The sequence below is a fragment of the Streptomyces sp. NPDC059696 genome (genome assembly GCF_042733745.1).
In the GTDB taxonomy this organism is placed as follows: Bacteria; Actinomycetota; Actinomycetes; order Streptomycetales; family Streptomycetaceae; genus Streptomyces.
In genome coordinates this window covers 24,759-41,328 of the sequence record NZ_JBHWFG010000014.1, presented here as the reverse complement: position 1 = coordinate 41,328, position 16,570 = coordinate 24,759, and the positions used below count along the sequence as shown (strand labels likewise).

The 16,570-nt window shown below is 72.2% G+C and carries 15 protein-coding genes and 1 pseudogene; 9 read left to right on the top strand and 7 right to left on the bottom strand.

Features of this window, described 5'->3' with window-relative positions; genetic code table 11:
• Positions 1-311 precede the first annotated feature (311 nt).
• The 3 genes from ACFV20_RS17260 to ACFV20_RS17250 all read right to left on the bottom strand — a co-directional run bounded on the left by ACFV20_RS17260 (position 312) and on the right by ACFV20_RS17250 (position 1,674).
• A complete protein-coding gene (locus ACFV20_RS17260) occupies positions 312-509 on the bottom strand; it encodes a DUF397 domain-containing protein (RefSeq protein WP_385657371.1) in 198 nt (65 codons plus the stop codon).
• On the bottom strand, positions 506-1,327 hold the full coding sequence (locus tag ACFV20_RS17255) for a helix-turn-helix domain-containing protein (protein ID WP_385657368.1): 822 nt from the start codon (positions 1,325-1,327) through the stop codon (positions 506-508). The genes ACFV20_RS17260 and ACFV20_RS17255 overlap by 4 nt, the downstream gene beginning before the upstream one ends.
• Before the next feature lie 140 nt (positions 1,328-1,467).
• Entirely contained in the window at positions 1,468-1,674 is a 207-nt protein-coding gene (locus ACFV20_RS17250; protein ID WP_385657365.1) for a hypothetical protein, read from the bottom strand.
• A 2-nt stretch (positions 1,675-1,676) separates the two neighbouring features.
• Between ACFV20_RS17250 and ACFV20_RS17245 the strand changes: the two genes are divergently transcribed.
• Both ACFV20_RS17245 and ACFV20_RS17240 read left to right on the top strand, forming a co-directional pair.
• Positions 1,677-1,946: a hypothetical protein gene (locus tag ACFV20_RS17245; protein WP_385657363.1), complete on the top strand. Its 270-nt coding sequence runs from the start codon at positions 1,677-1,679 to the stop codon at positions 1,944-1,946.
• Positions 1,947-2,225: 279 nt separating this feature from the next.
• Positions 2,226-3,206 (top strand): annotated as a pseudogene (locus ACFV20_RS17240) (pectinesterase family protein); the annotation flags it as partial.
• A gap of 67 nt (positions 3,207-3,273) precedes the next feature.
• Here the strand turns inward: ACFV20_RS17240 and ACFV20_RS17235 are convergent.
• The 3 genes from ACFV20_RS17235 to ACFV20_RS17225 all read right to left on the bottom strand — a co-directional run bounded on the left by ACFV20_RS17235 (position 3,274) and on the right by ACFV20_RS17225 (position 7,573).
• A complete protein-coding gene (locus ACFV20_RS17235; protein WP_385657360.1) occupies positions 3,274-4,305 on the bottom strand; it encodes a glycoside hydrolase family 5 protein in 1,032 nt (343 codons plus the stop codon).
• A gap of 180 nt (positions 4,306-4,485) precedes the next feature.
• Positions 4,486-5,697 (bottom strand): DUF2993 domain-containing protein, encoded by a 1,212-nt coding sequence (locus ACFV20_RS17230; protein WP_385657357.1) that lies wholly within the window; start codon positions 5,695-5,697, stop codon positions 4,486-4,488.
• Between the two features lie 58 nt (positions 5,698-5,755).
• Positions 5,756-7,573 (bottom strand): bifunctional metallophosphatase/5'-nucleotidase, encoded by a 1,818-nt coding sequence (locus ACFV20_RS17225; RefSeq protein WP_385657354.1) that lies wholly within the window; start codon positions 7,571-7,573, stop codon positions 5,756-5,758.
• Positions 7,574-7,717: 144 nt separating this feature from the next.
• On the opposite strand from ACFV20_RS17225, the gene mshD reads away from it, so the two are divergent.
• Positions 7,718-8,644 (top strand): mycothiol synthase, encoded by a 927-nt coding sequence (gene mshD, locus ACFV20_RS17220; protein WP_385657351.1) that lies wholly within the window; start codon positions 7,718-7,720, stop codon positions 8,642-8,644.
• 68 nt (positions 8,645-8,712) lie between these two features.
• On the opposite strand, the gene ACFV20_RS17215 is transcribed toward mshD, so the two are convergent.
• A complete protein-coding gene (locus tag ACFV20_RS17215) occupies positions 8,713-9,675 on the bottom strand; it encodes a LysR family transcriptional regulator (protein ID WP_385657348.1) in 963 nt (320 codons plus the stop codon).
• Between the two features lie 80 nt (positions 9,676-9,755).
• Between ACFV20_RS17215 and ACFV20_RS17210 the strand changes: the two genes are divergently transcribed.
• The 6 genes from ACFV20_RS17210 (at position 9,756) to ACFV20_RS17185 (ending at position 16,542) form a co-directional block, all read left to right on the top strand.
• Positions 9,756-10,148 carry a GntR family transcriptional regulator gene (locus tag ACFV20_RS17210; RefSeq protein WP_385657345.1) on the top strand — a complete coding sequence of 131 codons (393 nt, stop codon included), beginning with the start codon at positions 9,756-9,758 and terminating at the stop codon, positions 10,146-10,148.
• Complete coding sequence (locus ACFV20_RS17205; protein WP_385657342.1) at positions 10,145-11,029, top strand: ABC transporter ATP-binding protein; 885 nt, start codon at positions 10,145-10,147, stop codon at positions 11,027-11,029. Before ACFV20_RS17210 ends, ACFV20_RS17205 begins: the two co-directional genes overlap by 4 nt.
• Positions 11,026-12,030, top strand: coding sequence for an ABC transporter permease (locus ACFV20_RS17200; RefSeq protein ID WP_385657340.1), 1,005 nt, complete (start codon positions 11,026-11,028; stop codon positions 12,028-12,030). Before ACFV20_RS17205 ends, ACFV20_RS17200 begins: the two co-directional genes overlap by 4 nt.
• A complete protein-coding gene (locus tag ACFV20_RS17195; protein WP_385657337.1) occupies positions 12,027-12,956 on the top strand; it encodes a hypothetical protein in 930 nt (309 codons plus the stop codon). The genes ACFV20_RS17200 and ACFV20_RS17195 overlap by 4 nt, the downstream gene beginning before the upstream one ends.
• Positions 12,957-13,118: 162 nt before the next feature.
• Positions 13,119-15,485, top strand: coding sequence for an RNA degradosome polyphosphate kinase (locus ACFV20_RS17190; protein ID WP_385657335.1), 2,367 nt, complete (start codon positions 13,119-13,121; stop codon positions 15,483-15,485).
• A complete protein-coding gene (locus tag ACFV20_RS17185; protein WP_385657333.1) occupies positions 15,466-16,542 on the top strand; it encodes a CHAD domain-containing protein in 1,077 nt (358 codons plus the stop codon). Before ACFV20_RS17190 ends, ACFV20_RS17185 begins: the two co-directional genes overlap by 20 nt.
• Positions 16,543-16,570 lie beyond the last annotated feature (28 nt).

The following is a 16,570-nucleotide window of genomic DNA, read 5'->3' as shown; positions in this document are numbered from 1 at the left end:
CGGTGGGAAGGAAGCACGTGGGCCACACCGCTGATGGAAGCGGGCACTCCCACCGGCCGACAGCCGCTGCGCCCACCCGGCGTGCAGGCGAGACGCGGACGCGCCGCCAACGCCGATCAGCGAGGCAACGGGCGGTGGCCCGCACTCAGGCCTGGCCACCCGCCTTTCCGGGCCGCTCGCTCGCTTCTCTCCCGTGCTGGAGCGGCCTGGGTCAAGGGTGGCCCGCAGGGCCATCGCCGAAGGCGACGCGAAGCGCCCTTGATGCAGGCCGTGGAAGCACGACCCTGCCAAGAAGCGGGCGGCCCCGACCGCTACTTCTTGACGTACGCGAGAAACGACGCCCAGGGGCTCGCGCCGAACACGAGTATCGGACCATCGGGCTGTTTGGTGTCACGGACCGGGACGGTGCCGGGGCATCCGTCCTTGACTGCAAGGCAGTTCGTGCCGCCCCCGTCGCTGTAGGACGACTTACGCCACGCGCCGGTGGTGAGGTCAGGGGCTCGGTTCATTCTCTGCACTCCTCTAGAAGGCGCTTGATGAACGCCGTCGACTCCGCGGGAGTCAGCGCCGCGTCCCTGACGCGATCGTAGGACAAACGGAAGCGCAAGACCTTGTGCCCTTCCGTGATCAACTCACCGAATCCGTTGCCCTCCGTCCAGGCGACCGGATCACCGGCACGCTGCCAGAACAACCAGAGATGGCTGTCCATCAGGTCGTGCACCCCGGCGGCGAAGGGCAGGACCTGGATTGCGACGTTCGGCAGCTCGGCCGCGTCCAACAGGTGCGACAACTGGTCGGTCCACACCTTCGCGTCGGGAACGGGCCGCCGCACCGCCCCTTCATCCAGGATCACGCGCACGCTGGGCGCAGACTCACGGCACAGCAACTCCTGCCGCCCCATCCGAGCAGCTACCTGTTCCTCGACGTCCTCACTGTTGCCTGCCGTTGTCTGGGCGCCGGACAACCCTGACAACACCGCCCGGGCGTAGTCCTCGGTCTGTAGCAGACCCGGCACGCGCAGCTGGAACATCCACATGATCTGCGCCGTCGCCTCAAGGTCCATGAACGCCTTGTACTTGTCCTTGATGACCTCCCTGCGCGCGTCCCGCCACTCGCGAACCAGCAGGTCACCAGACCCGTAATAGCTGTCCAGGTCCTCCATGACCGCACGCTTGGAGAGCCGTTCACCCTTCTCCAAACGGCTCAGATAGCTCTTGTCGTACCCCGTCTCCTCGGCCAACTGACCGAGCGACTTGCCCGCCTGCTCGCGCAGGAACCGCAGCGTCCGCCCGAGGACCACCCGCCCGCCGTCAACCACTTCGCCCACGTCACCCCTCCCCGTTGCCTGGAGGGCCAGGCAACGCCCGGCCCCTTCCGCAGCGTACGGCCGGCCAGTGACCATCGAGGCACGAACGGTAATCACCGCTCGTCAAACCCCCTGCCGCCCCGAAGGGTTCCCTCGTGCGCCTACGCCTCGCCCACCTCTGCGAAGCCCTCCTGCTCACCCTGGTACGACTCCTCCTCCCGGCCCGAGGGCGTCATCGAGCGGTCGGACCGGCCCTGCGGGTGGCGCCACCACCGGCGCCCGGTCCCCGGCCCCGGCCCTTGCCCGTGGAGCCCCTCCACATGGACACCCCTCTCGTCCGGCCCTACCTCCGCGCCCTGGAGATCCACGCATGAGGCTCCTGCCCTGGACCGGTGCCGACGGCAAGCCCTGTTACCTCAGCACCGACGACCCCGGCAGCCTGCTCTCCCGGCTCGCCGACGAGGTCGAGGCCGCCCAGCTCGCATCCGCCGAGACCGTCCTCGCAGGCGCCGCCGCCGTCCTGCACGACCCCGACGCCGGTGACCGCGCCCTGCGTTTCGCGTTGACCCGGGCCGTGGAGTCCCTGGGCGAGGTCCTGCGCATCGCAGCCGGCCGCCACGGCGACGCCCGACGGCCGTGAGGACAGGATCGAGGAGAAGCCCGGCCCCGCAACCGCACGAAGGAGGGCGCCGCACCCGGCAACCTTTGCGGGCCGTGCGGCGACTGCTCTGCGGTCATTCCCCCACACGGAACGGATCGCCGCATGAGTGAGCCGCGCAGCACGGCCCAGCACCGTCGCCGCAGCAGCCGTACGGCCCTGGCGGTCGGGATCCCCCTGACCCTGAGCGCCACCTGTGCCTTCGCCTACGGTGGCGACCTCGGCGTCCCGGGCTCCACCGCACTGCAGGCCTCCGCCGCCACCACCGCCACCACGACCACCGTCACCACCACCCTCACCGTCGCCAAGGACGGCAGCGGTCAGTTCAAGACCGTCCAGGCCGCCGTGAACGCCGTACCGGCGAACAACCCCTCGCGCGTGGTGATCGCCGTGAAGCCGGGGACGTACCGGGAGCTGGTGAAGGTGCCCTCCGACAAGCCGCACGTCACCCTCCAGGGGACCGGCGGGAGCCGCAAGGACACCACGATCGTCTACAACAACGCCTCGGGAACCCCCAAACCCGGCGGCGGCACCTACGGCACAGGCGGCAGCGCGACCGTCGCCGTCGAGGCCGACGACTTCCAGGCGCGCAACCTGACCATCTCCAACGACTTCGACGAGAAGGCGAATCAGAACATCAAGGACCAGCAGGCCGTCGCCCTGCGGACCGCCGCCGACAAGGTGTTCCTGGACGGGATCATCGTCAGCGGGGACCAGGACACCCTGCTGCTCGACACCGCGTCGAAGGACCGGCTGGGCCGGGTCTACCTCGGCAACTCCTACGTCATCGGCAACGTCGACTTCATCTTCGGCCGGGCCACGGCCGTCGTCGACAAGTCCGTGATCACGCTGAAGAAGCGCTGGGACGGCACCTCGACCGGATACATCGCCGCGCCGAGCACTGCCGCGAACCGCAGGGGCTTCCTGATCACCCGTTCCACGGTGAACGGGGACGTCTCGGCCGGCGGCTTCCACCTCGGACGGCCCTGGCACGCCGGCGGGGACGCGTCCCTCGATCCGCAGGCCACGGTCCGCGACACCAGCCTGAGCAACGCGATCAGGTCGGCGCCGTGGACCGACATGGGCGGGTTCTCCTGGAAGGACGACCGGTTCGCCGAGTACGGCAACCACGGCCCCGGTGCGGGCCCGGCGAGCGCGGACCGGCCCCATCTGACCGACGCGCAGGCCGCGGACCAGGAGGTCGCGGACTGGCTCGCGGGCTGGACGCCTTCGGCGTCCTGAACGGCTCCCTTCCGGGTCCGGCTGACGAGCGGCGCCGGACCCGGAAGGGCCACCACCCCGAGCGTGCCTATTGCTTCCAGGCGTAGTGCAGCCGGTCCAGGCCGCTCTGGTTGTTGACCGTCAGGCTGAGCCGCGTGCCCGTGCCCTGGAGCGTGGTGAGGGAGTAGGTGTCACCGGTGCGCAGGCCGGGCCAGTAGACCGAGCCCAGCCCGAGCTCCCTGATGGTGTCGGTCGCCGCCTGGATGTAGGCGATCTCGTTGGAGGTGCCCGCCGGGCCGTTGTAGTCCAGGCCGGTGGTCATCGAGGCGCCGAACTCGTCGAGGATCGTGCGGGACGCGCAGTCGCCGATGCGGCTCTTGAAGTCGGCCTTCCACTGGTCGACGCCGGTCCAGTCGGTGTGCCAGAAGCCGTAGTTGTGCAGGGCCAGGCGGACACCCTTGAGCCGGGGGTCGGCGCAGACCGGCTTGACGTCCTCGCTGTACTTGTAGCCGCCGATCAGGACCCGGTCGCGGGGCACGGCGCGGTGGGTGTCCACCCACTTCGCGGCGATGTCGGTCCACTCCTGGGCGGTGTAGCCGAACGGCTCGTTCATCGGCTCGAAGTGCACCTTGGAGTCGCGGGCGTAGGCGGAGGTGATCCGTGCCCACATCCGGTCCCAGGACGCCTGGTCGTCGATCCTGCCGTCCTTGGCGTCGTCGGCCTCCCAGTAGCCCAGGATGACCTTGAAGCCCTTGTCGGTGGCGGCGTCGATCGCGCCCCGGTACGACGTCCAGAACGGCCCGTTCACCGACGTCGGATTCACCGGGAGGCGGACGGTGTTGGCGCCCAGCTTCGCGAACCCGCCGATGATCGCCCGGGACTTGGCGTACGTGGTGGCGTAGCCGTCGGCGGTGGACAGGCCCGAGGGCACGACCGCGTCATGGGCGTAGTTGTCGCGCGGGTCGGCCCAGTTGACGCCCTTGAAGTCGCTGACGGGCGGCGGGGAGGGACGGTGGGCGGGAGCGGCGGCCGCAGGGGAGGCGAACGCTCCACCGATTGCCGTGACGCAGGCCAGCAGCGCCCCGACGCCGGCTGTTCCGCGCTGGTTCTTTCGGGACACGACATCCCCTTCTGAGCAGGTGCGAGGAGAGCGGGCCGGCAGCCGGACCGCTCATGGGAGCACGAAACTAGAAGGGGACTCGAACAGAGGTCAACACTTCTGCACACAAAGTTTCACCCAGGGCGGTCTCAACCGCCCACCGTCAACCCCGAGCCGGACAGCCGCACCCGGATGCCGTCCTCAACCGCCCACCGTCAGCCCCGAGCCGGACAGCCGCACCCGGATGCCGTCCTCCTCGACCCGGACGTCCTCCAGCCGCACGTTCCCCTGCTCCGGCTTCGGCAGTTCGAAGGCCAGGGCCAGCCGGTCGGCCAGGACCGGACGGGTCAGGCCCGCCAACTCCCCCAGCAGATCGGGGTCCAGGCCCAGGCTCCTGAGCACCTGCGGGTTGTCCAGGGCGAGGTCGATGAGGTTCAGGCGCTGGGCCTGGCGGGCGAAGCGCGGGGAGCCGGTCAGCTCGGTGAGCTTGCCGTCGTCGGCGAGGGCCTGCCGCACGGTCGTCTCGGGCACGCCCATGCGCTGCACGATGGCCGGGACCGACAGCAGTGCCTTGGCCTTGCGGGTCTCCCGGGCGAGGTCGGCGGAGGCCTCGGGCGTCAGGTGCAGCCCTTCCGAGGGGCGTTTGCCGGGGCGGTAGGTCGCCAGGTCCCCGATGTCCAGGCGCATGCCGCCGATCTCGGTGGCGATGCCCCGCTCCCCCTGCCGCTGGATCCGGGCCTCGGCGCGCAGCCTCAGGCGGTGCCCGGCGACCGGCAGGGTGCCGCGCGCCCGCACCCGGTCCCGGCCCTCCCCGGTGAACGTCACCTGGGACGCGCCGAGTTCGCGGTTGAGGTCGCCGAAGGACAGCAGGACGTCCCCGTCGAAGCGGGGGACACCGGCGCCGCGCACGGAGGTCAGGCCGTCGGCGTTCAGCGTCACGTCGTGGGCCGTGGCCGACACCTTCGCCAGCGAGACACGGTCGGCGGCGACGTCCGGGACGGTCACCTTCACCGACTCCAGCCGCTTGCCGGCGAGTTGGGTGAGGAAGGGGAAGCCGCCGATCTCCACCTCGGGCGCGGCGGCCAGGTCGAGGCGGTCCTTGAGGGTGTCCGCGGCCCGGTGCTCGGCGTAGAGCACCGCCCAGCGGTCACCGAGGGCGGCGAACGCGGCGAGGACGACCAGGCCGACGACCGCCTTCACCGCGAACGGCAAGCCAGCGAAACGATTCTTCCGACGCCGTTTGCCGCCGCGGCGGTGGTCCGGCGGGGCCCAGGCGTCCTCGGCGCCCGCATCGCGTTCCTCCGTGAGGAACTCCTCCAGAGGGGTTTCCTCCAGAGGCCCGTCATCGAGGGCGGCGAGCTCCTCGTACGGGTTCGGCCGGGGATGCGCATCTAGGTGGTGGGGGGTACGCATCGATCCATCCGACCATGCGCACCTCCCCCACCCGCAACTCGAACCCCGGGTATGCGACCTACTTCACGATCGTGATCCGGTCCGCCTTCGGCGGCGCGATCGGGTTCGACGCCGAGGAGTTGGCCGTCAGGTACTGCTCCAGCGCGGCCAGGTCGTCGGAGCCGACGACGTCGTTCGTGCCCTGGCCGAGGGTCGGGAAGCCGTCACCGCCGCCCGCGAGGAAGCTGTTCGTCGCGACGCGGTAGGTGGCGGCCGGGTCGATGGCCGAGCCGTTCAGCTTGATGCTGTCCGTGACCACCCGGTCGGCACCGGACTTGGTGAGGTCCAGCGTGTACGTCAGGCCGGACGAGACCTGGAGGATCTTCGGCGCGGCCGCGTTCGGACCGGACACCTGCTCCTTGAGCGCCTGGATCACCTGCGCGCCCGTGAAGTCCTGCAGATTCACGGTGTTGGCGAACGGCTGGACCGTGAAGCCCTCGGCGTAGGTGACGACACCGTCGCCCTCACCGGCCTTGGCCGCGTAGGTCAGCGGGGCGCGGATACCGCCCGGGTTCATCAGCGCCAGGTCGGTCTCCGGGTCGAGCTGCTTGCCGTGGGCGAGCTGCGCGTCGGCGATGAGGTCGCCGAGCGGGGACTCGGTGCCGGTGTTGCCGATGTCGCCGGAGATGTAGCCGATCGGCTTGTTGCCGATGGGCGCGGCCAGCGTGTTCCACTTGCCGATCAGCTCGGTCATGTCGGGCGCCTTGGGGACGTCCCGGGTGACCACGCGGTTCGCGGACTTCACGGCCGTACGGGCGATGTCGCCGGTCTTCCGGTCGTAGGTCAGCGTGGTGTCGGTGTAGAGGCGGCCGAAGGACGCGGCCGAGGTGACCATGCGGGGCTTGCCCGACGGGTCGGCGATGCTGCACACGTACGCGTTGTGGGTGTGGCCGGTGACCAGCGCGTCCACCTGCGGTGTGACGTTCTTGGCGATGTCGACGATCGGCCCGGAGACGCCGTCGCCCGCACCCGGGGAGTCACAGTCGTAGTTGTACGACGTCGACGCCGGGAAGCCGCCCTCGTGGATGAGCGCGACGATCGACTTCACGCCCTGCTTCTGGAGCACCTTGGCGTACTTGTTGATCGTCTCGACCTCGTCCTTGAAGGACAGGCCCTTGACGCCCTCGGCGGAGACGATGTCCGGGGTGCCCTCCAGGGTCACGCCGATGAAGCCGACCTTGACGCCGTTCTTCTTCCACACCCAGTAGGGCTTCAGGATCGGCTTCTCGGTCTTCTCGTCGAGGACGTTGGCCGCGAGGTAGGGGAAGTCGGCTCCCTTGAACCTCTTGTCCGTGTAGCAGCCGTCCTTCGGGTGGCAGCCGCCGTTCTGCAGGCGGGCCAGCTCCTTGGCGCCCTCGTCGAACTCGTGGTTGCCGACGGAGGTGACGTCGAGGTCGAGCTTGTTCAGCGCCTCGATGGTGGGCTCGTCGTGGAACAGCCCGGAGATCAGCGGGGAGGCGCCGACCATGTCGCCGCCGGCCGCGGTGATGGAGTACCTCTGGCCCTTGCGGGCCTGCCGCAGGTGCGTGGCGAGATACTCGGCGCCACCCGCGTCGATGGTCTTCGTCGTGCCGTCGGGCTGTGTCTCGGTGACCCGGCCGGAGGAGCCGGCGGGCGGCTCCAGGTTGCCGTGCAGGTCGTTGAAGGACAGCAGCTGGACGTCCTGGTAGCGGCCGGGCCAGTACCCGCCCCCGCGGTGCTCCTCCCCGGCGGTCGCCGACCCGGGCAACCCCGCGGCGGCCAGCGCGCCGACGGTGACGACACCGGCGGCGAGAGCGACGAAACGGTTCGTACGACGTCTGCGGCGCTCCGAGTGCGCCGGTGCAGTGGCTGGCATACGCCCCCCTGTGGGTCTGTGGAGACAGTGATGTCGTCCGGCGCAGCCTAGAGTCAACGCGCGTAGCGCGACAGGTGTTTCATGGTTACATCTGGGTTGCCTTTTGCCGCCGATTTGCCGGTGGTGCCCCGTACCCTCGTACGCATGACCAGCAACGACACCGTAAGGCCGGGCCGCCCCCGGTCGATCGAGACCCTTGCCGCGCTCTCCGCGGAGCAGACCGAGGCCGTGCTCGGGCTGCTCGACGAGGCGGCCCGGACCGACGGGCAGCAGGCGGTGTCCGAACAGGGCCGGTTGCAGCTGCGCGGCGGGGAACGGGAGGGCGTGTCCCATCTGCTGCTCACGGCCGGCGGGCAACTCGTCGGCTACGCGCAGCTGGAGGACACGGACCTGGTGGAGCCGCCGGCCGCCGAGCTGGTGGTGCACCCCGGGCACCGCGGGCACGGGCACGGGCGGGCCCTCGGCTCGGCGCTGCTGGCGGCGTCGGGGAAGCGGCTGCGGGTGTGGGCGCACGGCGGGCACTCCGCCGCCCGGCATCTCGCGCAGGTCCTGGGCCTGACGCTGTTCCGTGAACTGCGTCAGATGCGGCGGCCGTTGACCGACTTCGACGCACCCGAGCCGGTGCTTCCCGAGGGTGTCACGGTGCGCACGTTCGTCCCCGGTGAGGACGACGCGGCCTGGCTCGCGGTGAACGCCGCCGCCTTCGCCCACCACCCCGAGCAGGGCTCCCTCACCCAGCGCGACCTCGACGACCGCAAGGCCGAGCCGTGGTTCGATCCGGCGGGCTTCTTCCTGGCCTTCCGCGGCGGTGAACTCGTCGGCTTCCACTGGACGAAGGTGCACGCCGAGGAGGGCCTGGGCGAGGTGTACGTCCTCGGCGTCGGCCCCGGCGCCCAGGGCGGCGGCCTCGGCAGGTCCCTGACCACGATCGGGCTCAGGCACCTCGCGGAGCAGGGCCTGCCGACGGCGATGCTGTACGTCGACGCCGACAACAAGGCGGCGGTGAAGGTGTACGAGCGGCTGGGGTTCACCACGCACGAGGTGGACCTGATGTACCGGACGGAGACCTGAGCCGTGCCGTCGGCGACCGGCCTGCGGGTCCGGCCCGCCGCCGAGTCCGACCTCGCCGCCCCAGTCCTTCACGCCGCTGGAGAAGCGGCCCGGGTAGCAGGCGGGTCCGCCCATGACGGCCGCCAGAGGTCGCCCTCCGGTGGCCGGGGCCGGGTCGCGGTCAGGTGGTCGCGCAGTGCCGTCAGACCGGGGTGCAGGTTGTCCGCGCGCCAGAGCAGGGAGTGCGGGTAGACCGGCGTGGGGTCGCGCAGGGGGACCAGCCGCAGGTCGTGGCCGACGGGCCAGACGTGCGGAGTCCGTTCGCTGAGGAAGGTCGCCAGGCCGGGGGATCCGGCGATGGTGTCGAGGAGCGCTTCGAGACCGAAGTTGGGTCCGATGGTGTCGACGGCCGGTCCGAACTCGGCGGCGAGCGCCTCGTAGTAGGCGTGCCACTCGGTGCCGGGCGCGTTGCCCGGCATCCAGATGCGGTGCCCGGCGAGCTGCTCCGGCGTCACCCAGGGGGCCCGGGCGAAGGCGTGGCCGGGGCCGACGCACAGGTGCATCGGCTCGTCGAGGACCGGCAGGGCGGCGATGCCGTCGGGGAGCGGGTGCCCGGGCATCGTGACGGCGCGGAAGGTGGCGTCGACGGCCCCGTCGCGCAGCGCGGTCACGGCCGTGTCCACGTCGAAGAGGGTGACGACGTCCAGCGGGATCTCCGGGTGCGCCCGGTGGAAGTCCTGCACGAGCCCGCCGGGGGCGGCCCGGCGTCCGACGACGTCCACCCGCAGCGCCCGGCTCCCCGGCCGCACGGCGGCCGCCGCCCGTTCCTCGGCCCGCAGCAGGGCGCGGGCGTGCGGCAGCAGGGCCTGCCCGTCGATGGTGGGCTCCGCCCCGCGCGGCGTACGGACCAGCAGCCGCACCCCGAGGTCCTTCTCCAGCGCGGCGATCCGCTTGGAGACGGCCTGCTGGGTGAGACCCAGATCCACGGCCGCACGCTGGAACTGCCCGGAGTCGGCGATCGCGACGAAGGCCCGTACGGCTTTGAGGTCCACGAGGGGCAGGGTAACCGCGCTTGACTTTCCGGCCCTCCTTCCACCACCCTTTCACTACTCAATTAGTGAAAGGGTGTGCAGTGGTCGAGTACCGCATCGACCGGCGCAGCGGCGTGGCCACCTACGTCCAGATCGTCCAGCAGACCAAACAGGCCCTGCGGCTCGGCCTGCTGGAGCCGGGGGACAAGCTCCCGACGGCCCGTGAGGTCGTGGAGGCCACCGCCATCAACCCGAACACGGTCCTCAAGGCCTACCGCGAGCTGGAACGCGAGGGACTGGTCGAAGCCCGGCGCGGGCTGGGCACGTTCGTCCGCAAGTCCCTGGGCACCGCCCCCGCCGACTCCCCGCTCCGCGCCGATCTCGACGCCTGGGCGGCCAGGGCCCGCGAGGCCGGCCTGGAGCGCGAGGACGTGGCCGCCCTCTTCACTTCCGTACTCGACGCGCATTTCGCAGACTTCAAGGGGGACGCATGACCGACACCGCCATCGAGGCGGCGGGGCTGGGCAGGAGGTTCGGGCGCCGTCGCGCTCCGGCCCTGGACGGCTGCGCCTTCCGGCTCCCCGCGGGCCGCGTCTGCGCCCTCACCGGCCCCAACGGCGCCGGCAAGTCCACCCTGCTCGCCCTGGCGGCCGGGCTGCTGCGTCCCACCGAGGGCACCGTCACCGTGCTCGGCACCACCCCGGCCGCGGCCCGCGAACGGCTCGCCTACGTCGCCCAGAACAAGCCCCTGCACCCCCAGCTCACCGTCGCCGGCACCCTGCGGCTGGGCCGCGACCTCAACCCCCGCCGCTGGGACGCCCGCACGGCCGAGCGGATCGTCGCCGAGGGCGACCTCGACCCCGGCACGAAGATCCGGTCGCTCTCCGGGGGCCAGCGCACCCGCGTCGCCCTCGCCCTCGCCCTCGGCAAACGCCCCGAACTGCTGCTCCTGGACGAGCCGATGGCCGACCTCGACCCGCTCGCCCGGCACCAGCTGACGGCCACGCTCATGGCCGACGCCGCCGACCACGGCACCACGGTTGTCATGTCCTCGCATGTCGTCGCGGAACTGGAGGGTTCCTGCGACCACCTGCTGCTGCTCGGCTCCGGCCGGGTCCGGCTCGCCGGGCCGCTCGACGAGCTGCTCGCCGCGCACACCCTGGTCACGGGCCGTGCGGGTGCCACCCTCGACCCGCACACGGTGGTCGAGTCCCGCACCACGGGCCGCCAGCTGACCGCCCTGGTCCGGCCCGCGGGCCCCCTCGGCGACGGACTCCACGGCGACCGCCCGTCCCTGGAGGAAGTGGTCCTGGCCCACCTGCGCGTCCCCGACGCCCCACCGCTGCTGCTCGACGCGCGGGAGGCCGCCGTATGACCCTCGACACCATGGCGACACCGGCCGTCCCCCGGCCCACCTCGTCGTCGCGCGGCCTGCTCCTGGCCATGCTCCGGCTGCACCGCTCGGCGCTGCTGTTCTGGCTGGGGCTGGTGGTGGTGGCCGCAGGGGCGCTGCTGTGGGCCACGGGCCCGGGTGCGGACGCGGCCTGGACCGAGTACGCGGACACGGGCTGCGACCTGTCCCGCCCGAACCTGGGCTGCGACATCCCCGGCCCCGCGGGCAGCCGGTACCAGACGGCCGTGGCGGTCGGCATCGGCCTCGTCAGGCTCCTCCCGTTGCTCATCGGGGCCTGGGCGGGCGGCGCCCTCATCGGCCGCGAGCTGGAGAACGGCACCGCTCAGCTCGCCTGGACCCAGTCGGTGGGCCCCCTGCGCTGGCTGGCCGCCAAGCTCGCGGTCCCGGCCCTGCTGCTCGTGGCGGGCACGCTCACGCTGACGCTGCTGCATCGCATCCTGTGGTCGTCGGACCGTGCCCCGCTCAGCGTCATGGGCTGGCGCGCCTGGTACGACGGCGGCACCTTCGAGATCAACGGCACCATCGCCGCCGCCCAGGCCCTCGCCGCCCTGGCCCTCGGCGTCCTGGTCGGGCTGCTGCTGCGCCGGACGCTGCCCGCCCTCGGCGTCGCGGCCCTGGCCGTCGTGTCACTCCTCTACGTCCTCGACGAGCTGCGCCCGCACCTGTGGCCGGTGAAGACGGCCGTGAGGGGCCTGGACGAGGGCACCGCCGGCTCCGACAGCATGATCGTCGAGACGGGTGCCCTGTCCGCTTCCGGCGCCCGCGTCCCGATCCCGGCGTGCTCGGGCGAGCCCGGCTGCGAGGCCAGGAACGGCATCACCCACTACTACGCCGACTACCACCCGGCCTCCCACTTCTGGCCCCTCCAGCTCATGGAGACCGGCCTCCTCCTCGCCGTCGCCGCCCTGGCGACCACGGCCGCCTTCGTCCTGCTGCGCCGCCGCACGGGAGCCGCCGTATGACCGCCCCCGGCACGGCGTCCGCCGCACCCGCCACCCGGCCCGGCTCCCCTCGGGGAGGGCTGCTCCGGGCGGTCGCCCGGACCCACCGCACGGCCCTGGTCCTGTCGCTGGCGGCCCTGGCCGCCGCGACGGCCGCCCTGCTCCTGCTGCACTCCCTCGCAGACGAGGCCAGGGCGGGCATGAGCGCCTGCGCCACACCCCCCACCGACCGGCTCCCCTCCTGTGCGGCGGTCGAGGCGATCACCGCCGACGAGACGTACGCGAACGGCATCGCCGTACTCGCCACCGCCCTGTCCTGGGTGATGTTCCCCGTGGCCGCCTGGGCGGGTGGCGCCCTGGTCGGCCGCGAACTGGAGAGCGGCACCGCCCGGCTGGCCTGGACCCAGTCGGTCGGTCCCCTGCGCTGGCTGGCCGTGAAACTGGCCGCCCCGGCCGCCCTGCTCACCGCCGGTACCGGCACGCTCGTCCTGCTGAACCGCTGGGCGCGCGGGGACGGCGATCCCGACCTGACCGGCGACTGGTACCACCCGGACGCGTTCGTGTCGACGGGCCCGGTGGCCGTGGCCTACGCCCTGGCCGGACTCGCCCTCGGCGCCCTCGCCGGGCTGGTGTGGCGCCGGGCCCTGCCCGCCGCGGGTGTGGCCCTCGCCGCCGCGCTGCTCGTCCACAGCCTCCTGGAGCGGCACCGCGAGGACCTCTGGCCCGCCGTGACCCGCACCGAGGCCGGCACCCTCGCGCTGCCCCGCTCCGCGTTCCAGGTGGCCTGGGCCGACACTCCCCGGCACGGCGTGACGCTCACCCGCGCGACCTTCCACCCCCCGTCGCACTTCTGGCCGTTGCAGTACGTGGAAACCGGCCTCCTGCTGGCCCTGACCACCACCGCGACAGCCGCCGCCTTCCTCGTCCTGGCCCGCCGCCTCCCCTGAACCCGGTCCGCGCGTCCTTCCACGGGGGGATGGACGCGCGGACCGCACGACCGGCCCCCGCACGAGCACCCGGCCCTGTGGACCCCCGCGAGCCGCCCCCCGGTGTCCCGCACGTCATGTCTCCGTAACCATCGATTCAGACGAGCTTGCGAAGCTCGGCCAATGAATCCCGCCGTGCCCGAGCCTTCCCCGCCCCGCGAGGGTCCCGAGGGAAACGGGAGCACTCATGTGGCGCCTCCGCTCCCGCCCGCGCTGTCCGACGCGCCCGTGATGCTCGCGGCGCGGAAGAATGGGTCCATGAGCCAGCCGAACACCCAGGCACAGGTCCAGCACCCGCAGCCCTCCGTGGGCTCCATCGCGGCACACCGCCCGCACACGGTCGCGGCGGCGGTCTCCGATCTGGAACCCGACATCGACGCCGACCTCGACGCCTACGAGGAGTCGCAGGCCGACGGTGCCCAGCTGCCCCAGGGCCGGTTCCTCGACCGGGAACGCAGCTGGCTCGCGTTCAACGAGCGGGTCCTCGAACTCGCCGAGGACCCCAACACGCCCCTGCTGGAGCGGGCCAACTTCCTCGCGATCTTCGCCAGCAACCTGGACGAGTTCTTCATGGTCCGGGTGGCCGGACTGAAGCGCCGCATCGCCACCGGCGTGGCCACCCGCTCCGCCTCCGGCCTCCAGCCGCGCGAGGTGCTGGAGATGATCTGGGCCCGCTCCCGCGAGCTCATGGCCCGGCACGCCGCCTGCTACCACGAGGACGTCGCCCCCGCACTCGCGGAGGAGGGCATCCACCTGGTCCGCTGGAACGAACTGCAGGAGAAGGAGCAGGCCCGCCTGTTCACCCTGTTCCGGCACCAGATCTTCCCCGTGCTGACCCCGCTGGCGGTCGACCCGGCCCACCCCTTCCCCTACATCTCCGGCCTGTCCCTGAACCTGGCCGTCGTGGTGCGCAACCCGGTCACCGGCCACAAGCACTTCGCCCGGGTGAAGGTGCCGCCGCTGCTGTCGAGGTTCCTGGAGAGCTCCCCGGGCCGTTACGTCCCCATCGAGGACGTCATCGCCGCCCACCTGGAGGAGCTGTTCCCGGGCATGGAGGTCCTGGAGCACCACGCCTTCCGCCTCACCCGCAACGAGGACCTGGAGGTCGAGGAGGACGACGCCGAGAACCTCCTCCAGGCACTGGAGAAGGAGCTCATGCGGCGCCGCTTCGGCCCGCCGGTGCGCCTGGAGGTCGAGGAGTCCATCGACCGCGAGGTCCTGGACCTGCTGGTACGCGAGCTGAAGATCGGCGAGGCCGAGGTCTACCCGCTGCCGGGCCCGCTGGACCTCACGGGCCTGTTCCGCATCGCCTCCCTGGACCGGCCGGAGCTCAAGTACCGCAAGTTCGTCGCCGGCACCCACCGCGACCTCGCCGAGGTCGAGTCGGCGTCCCCGCCCGACATCTTCGCCGCGCTGCGCGAGCGGGACGTGCTGCTGCACCACCCCTACGACTCGTTCTCCACGTCCGTGCAGGCCTTCCTGGAGCAGGCCGCCGGCGACCCGGACGTCCTCGCCATCAAGCAGACCCTGTACCGGACGTCGGGCGACTCCCCCATAGTCGACGCGCTCATCGAGGCCGCCGAGGCCGGCAAGCAGGTCCTGGTCCTGGTCGAGATCAAGGCGCGGTTCGACGAGCACGCCAACATCAAGTGGGCGCGCAAGCTGGAGGAGGCCGGCTGCCACGTGGTCTACGGCCTGGTCGGGCTGAAGACGCACTGCAAGCTGTCGCTGGTGGTCCGCCAGGAAGGCGAGACGCTGCGCCGCTACAGCCACGTCGGCACCGGCAACTACCACCCCAAGACGGCCCGGCTGTACGAGGACCTCGGTCTGCTCACGGCCGACCCGCAGGTCGGCGCGGACCTCTCGGACCTCTTCAACCGGCTGTCCGGCTACTCGCGCCGGGAGACCTACCGGCGTCTGCTGGTCGCCCCCAAGTCGCTGCGCGACGGCCTGGTCTCGCGGATCACCAAGGAGATCCAGCACCACCGCGCGGGCCGGCCCGCGTACGTCCGCATCAAGGTCAACTCGATGGTCGACGAGGCCGTCATCGACGCCTGCTACCGGGCCGCCCAGGCCGGTGTGCCGGTGGACATCTGGGTGCGCGGCATCTGCGCGGTGCGCCCGGGCGTGACCGGCCTGTCGGAGAACATCCGGGTCCGCTCGATCCTCGGCCGGTTCCTCGAACACTCCCGGGTGTTCGCCTTCGGCAACGGCGGCGAGCCCGAGGTGTGGATCGGCAGCGCCGACATGATGCACCGCAACCTCGACCGCCGGATAGAGGCCCTGGTCAGGGTCACCGACCCGGCCCACCGGGCAGCCCTGAACCGGCTGCTGGAGACCGGCATGTCCGACTCCACCGCCTCCTGGCACCTCGGCCCGGACGGCGACTGGACCCGGCATGCGACCGACGCGGACGGACAGCCCCTGCGCAACGTCCAGGAGATGCTCATAGACGCCCGGAGGCGCCGGCGTGGTACAGCGACACCTTGACCCGACGGACCCCCGGTCCAGGCACGTCGGGCCCGCCCCCACCGGAGACGCCCTCGCGGGCTATCTGCGGGCCCAGGCGACGGAGTTCCTCCGGGCGCTGCGCCTGCACCGGGAGACGGGGTCGGGGGCGAACGGCTCGGAGGGTTCGGCCGAGGCGGCCCGCGCCCTGCGCCGCTCGGCCCGGCGCATCAGCGCCAGCCTGCACTCGTTCCAGTCCCTCCTCGACGCGGACTGGTGCGAGGCGATGCGCCCCGAACTGGCCTGGGTGTCCGGGACGCTGGCGATGGAGCACGCGTACACGGCCCGGCTGGAACGGCTGCTGGCGGCCCTGCACCGCCTGTCGGGCTCCACGGCGCTCCCGGCCCGGGCGAACGCACGGGTGGACGGGGGGACGCCCCCCAAGGCCGGTGTCCCCGCCCAGGACCGCGGCAACCTGACCGTGGGAGCGGCGAAGGCGGGCGCCCTGCTCGACCGCCAGCTCACCCTCGCCCGCACCCGCGCCCACTCCACGGCCCTGCAGGCGCTGGGCAGCAGCCGCTTCCACGCCGTCGCGGACAAGGTCGCGGTCCTGGCCAGCGAGGTCCCGCTGACCGAGGCCGCCGGCACCACCGACCTGCGCCCCCTGGCCACGGCCGCCCAGGACCGCCTCGCCGACGCCGTGAGCGCCCTGCCCCTGGTCACCGCGGGGAACCCGTACAACGCCACGGCACTCGTCCACGGGCTGTCCCCGGACACGGTCGCGCACCCCCAGGACGCCCCGTGGCACCAGGTCCGTCTGCTGCTGCGCCTGCACCGCTACGCCCGTGAGGCGGTCAGCGGGCCGAAGGGCAACACCGTCGTGGACCTGCGCCTGCTCTCCGCGGGCCAGGCCCTGAACCGGCACCGCGACGCCTCGGAGGCGGCGGCAGCGGCGGCCCAGGCGGCCCGTACCCCGCGCATCGCCCCGGCCACGGCCTACGCCCTCGGCGTGCTCCACGCCGACCAGCGGCACGACGTGGAGGCGGCGCGCTTCGCGTTCCAGCAGGCCTGGCAGAAGGAGACCGTGGGCGCGTCATGACCAGGCCCGGCACCAGGAGGCGGTGAGA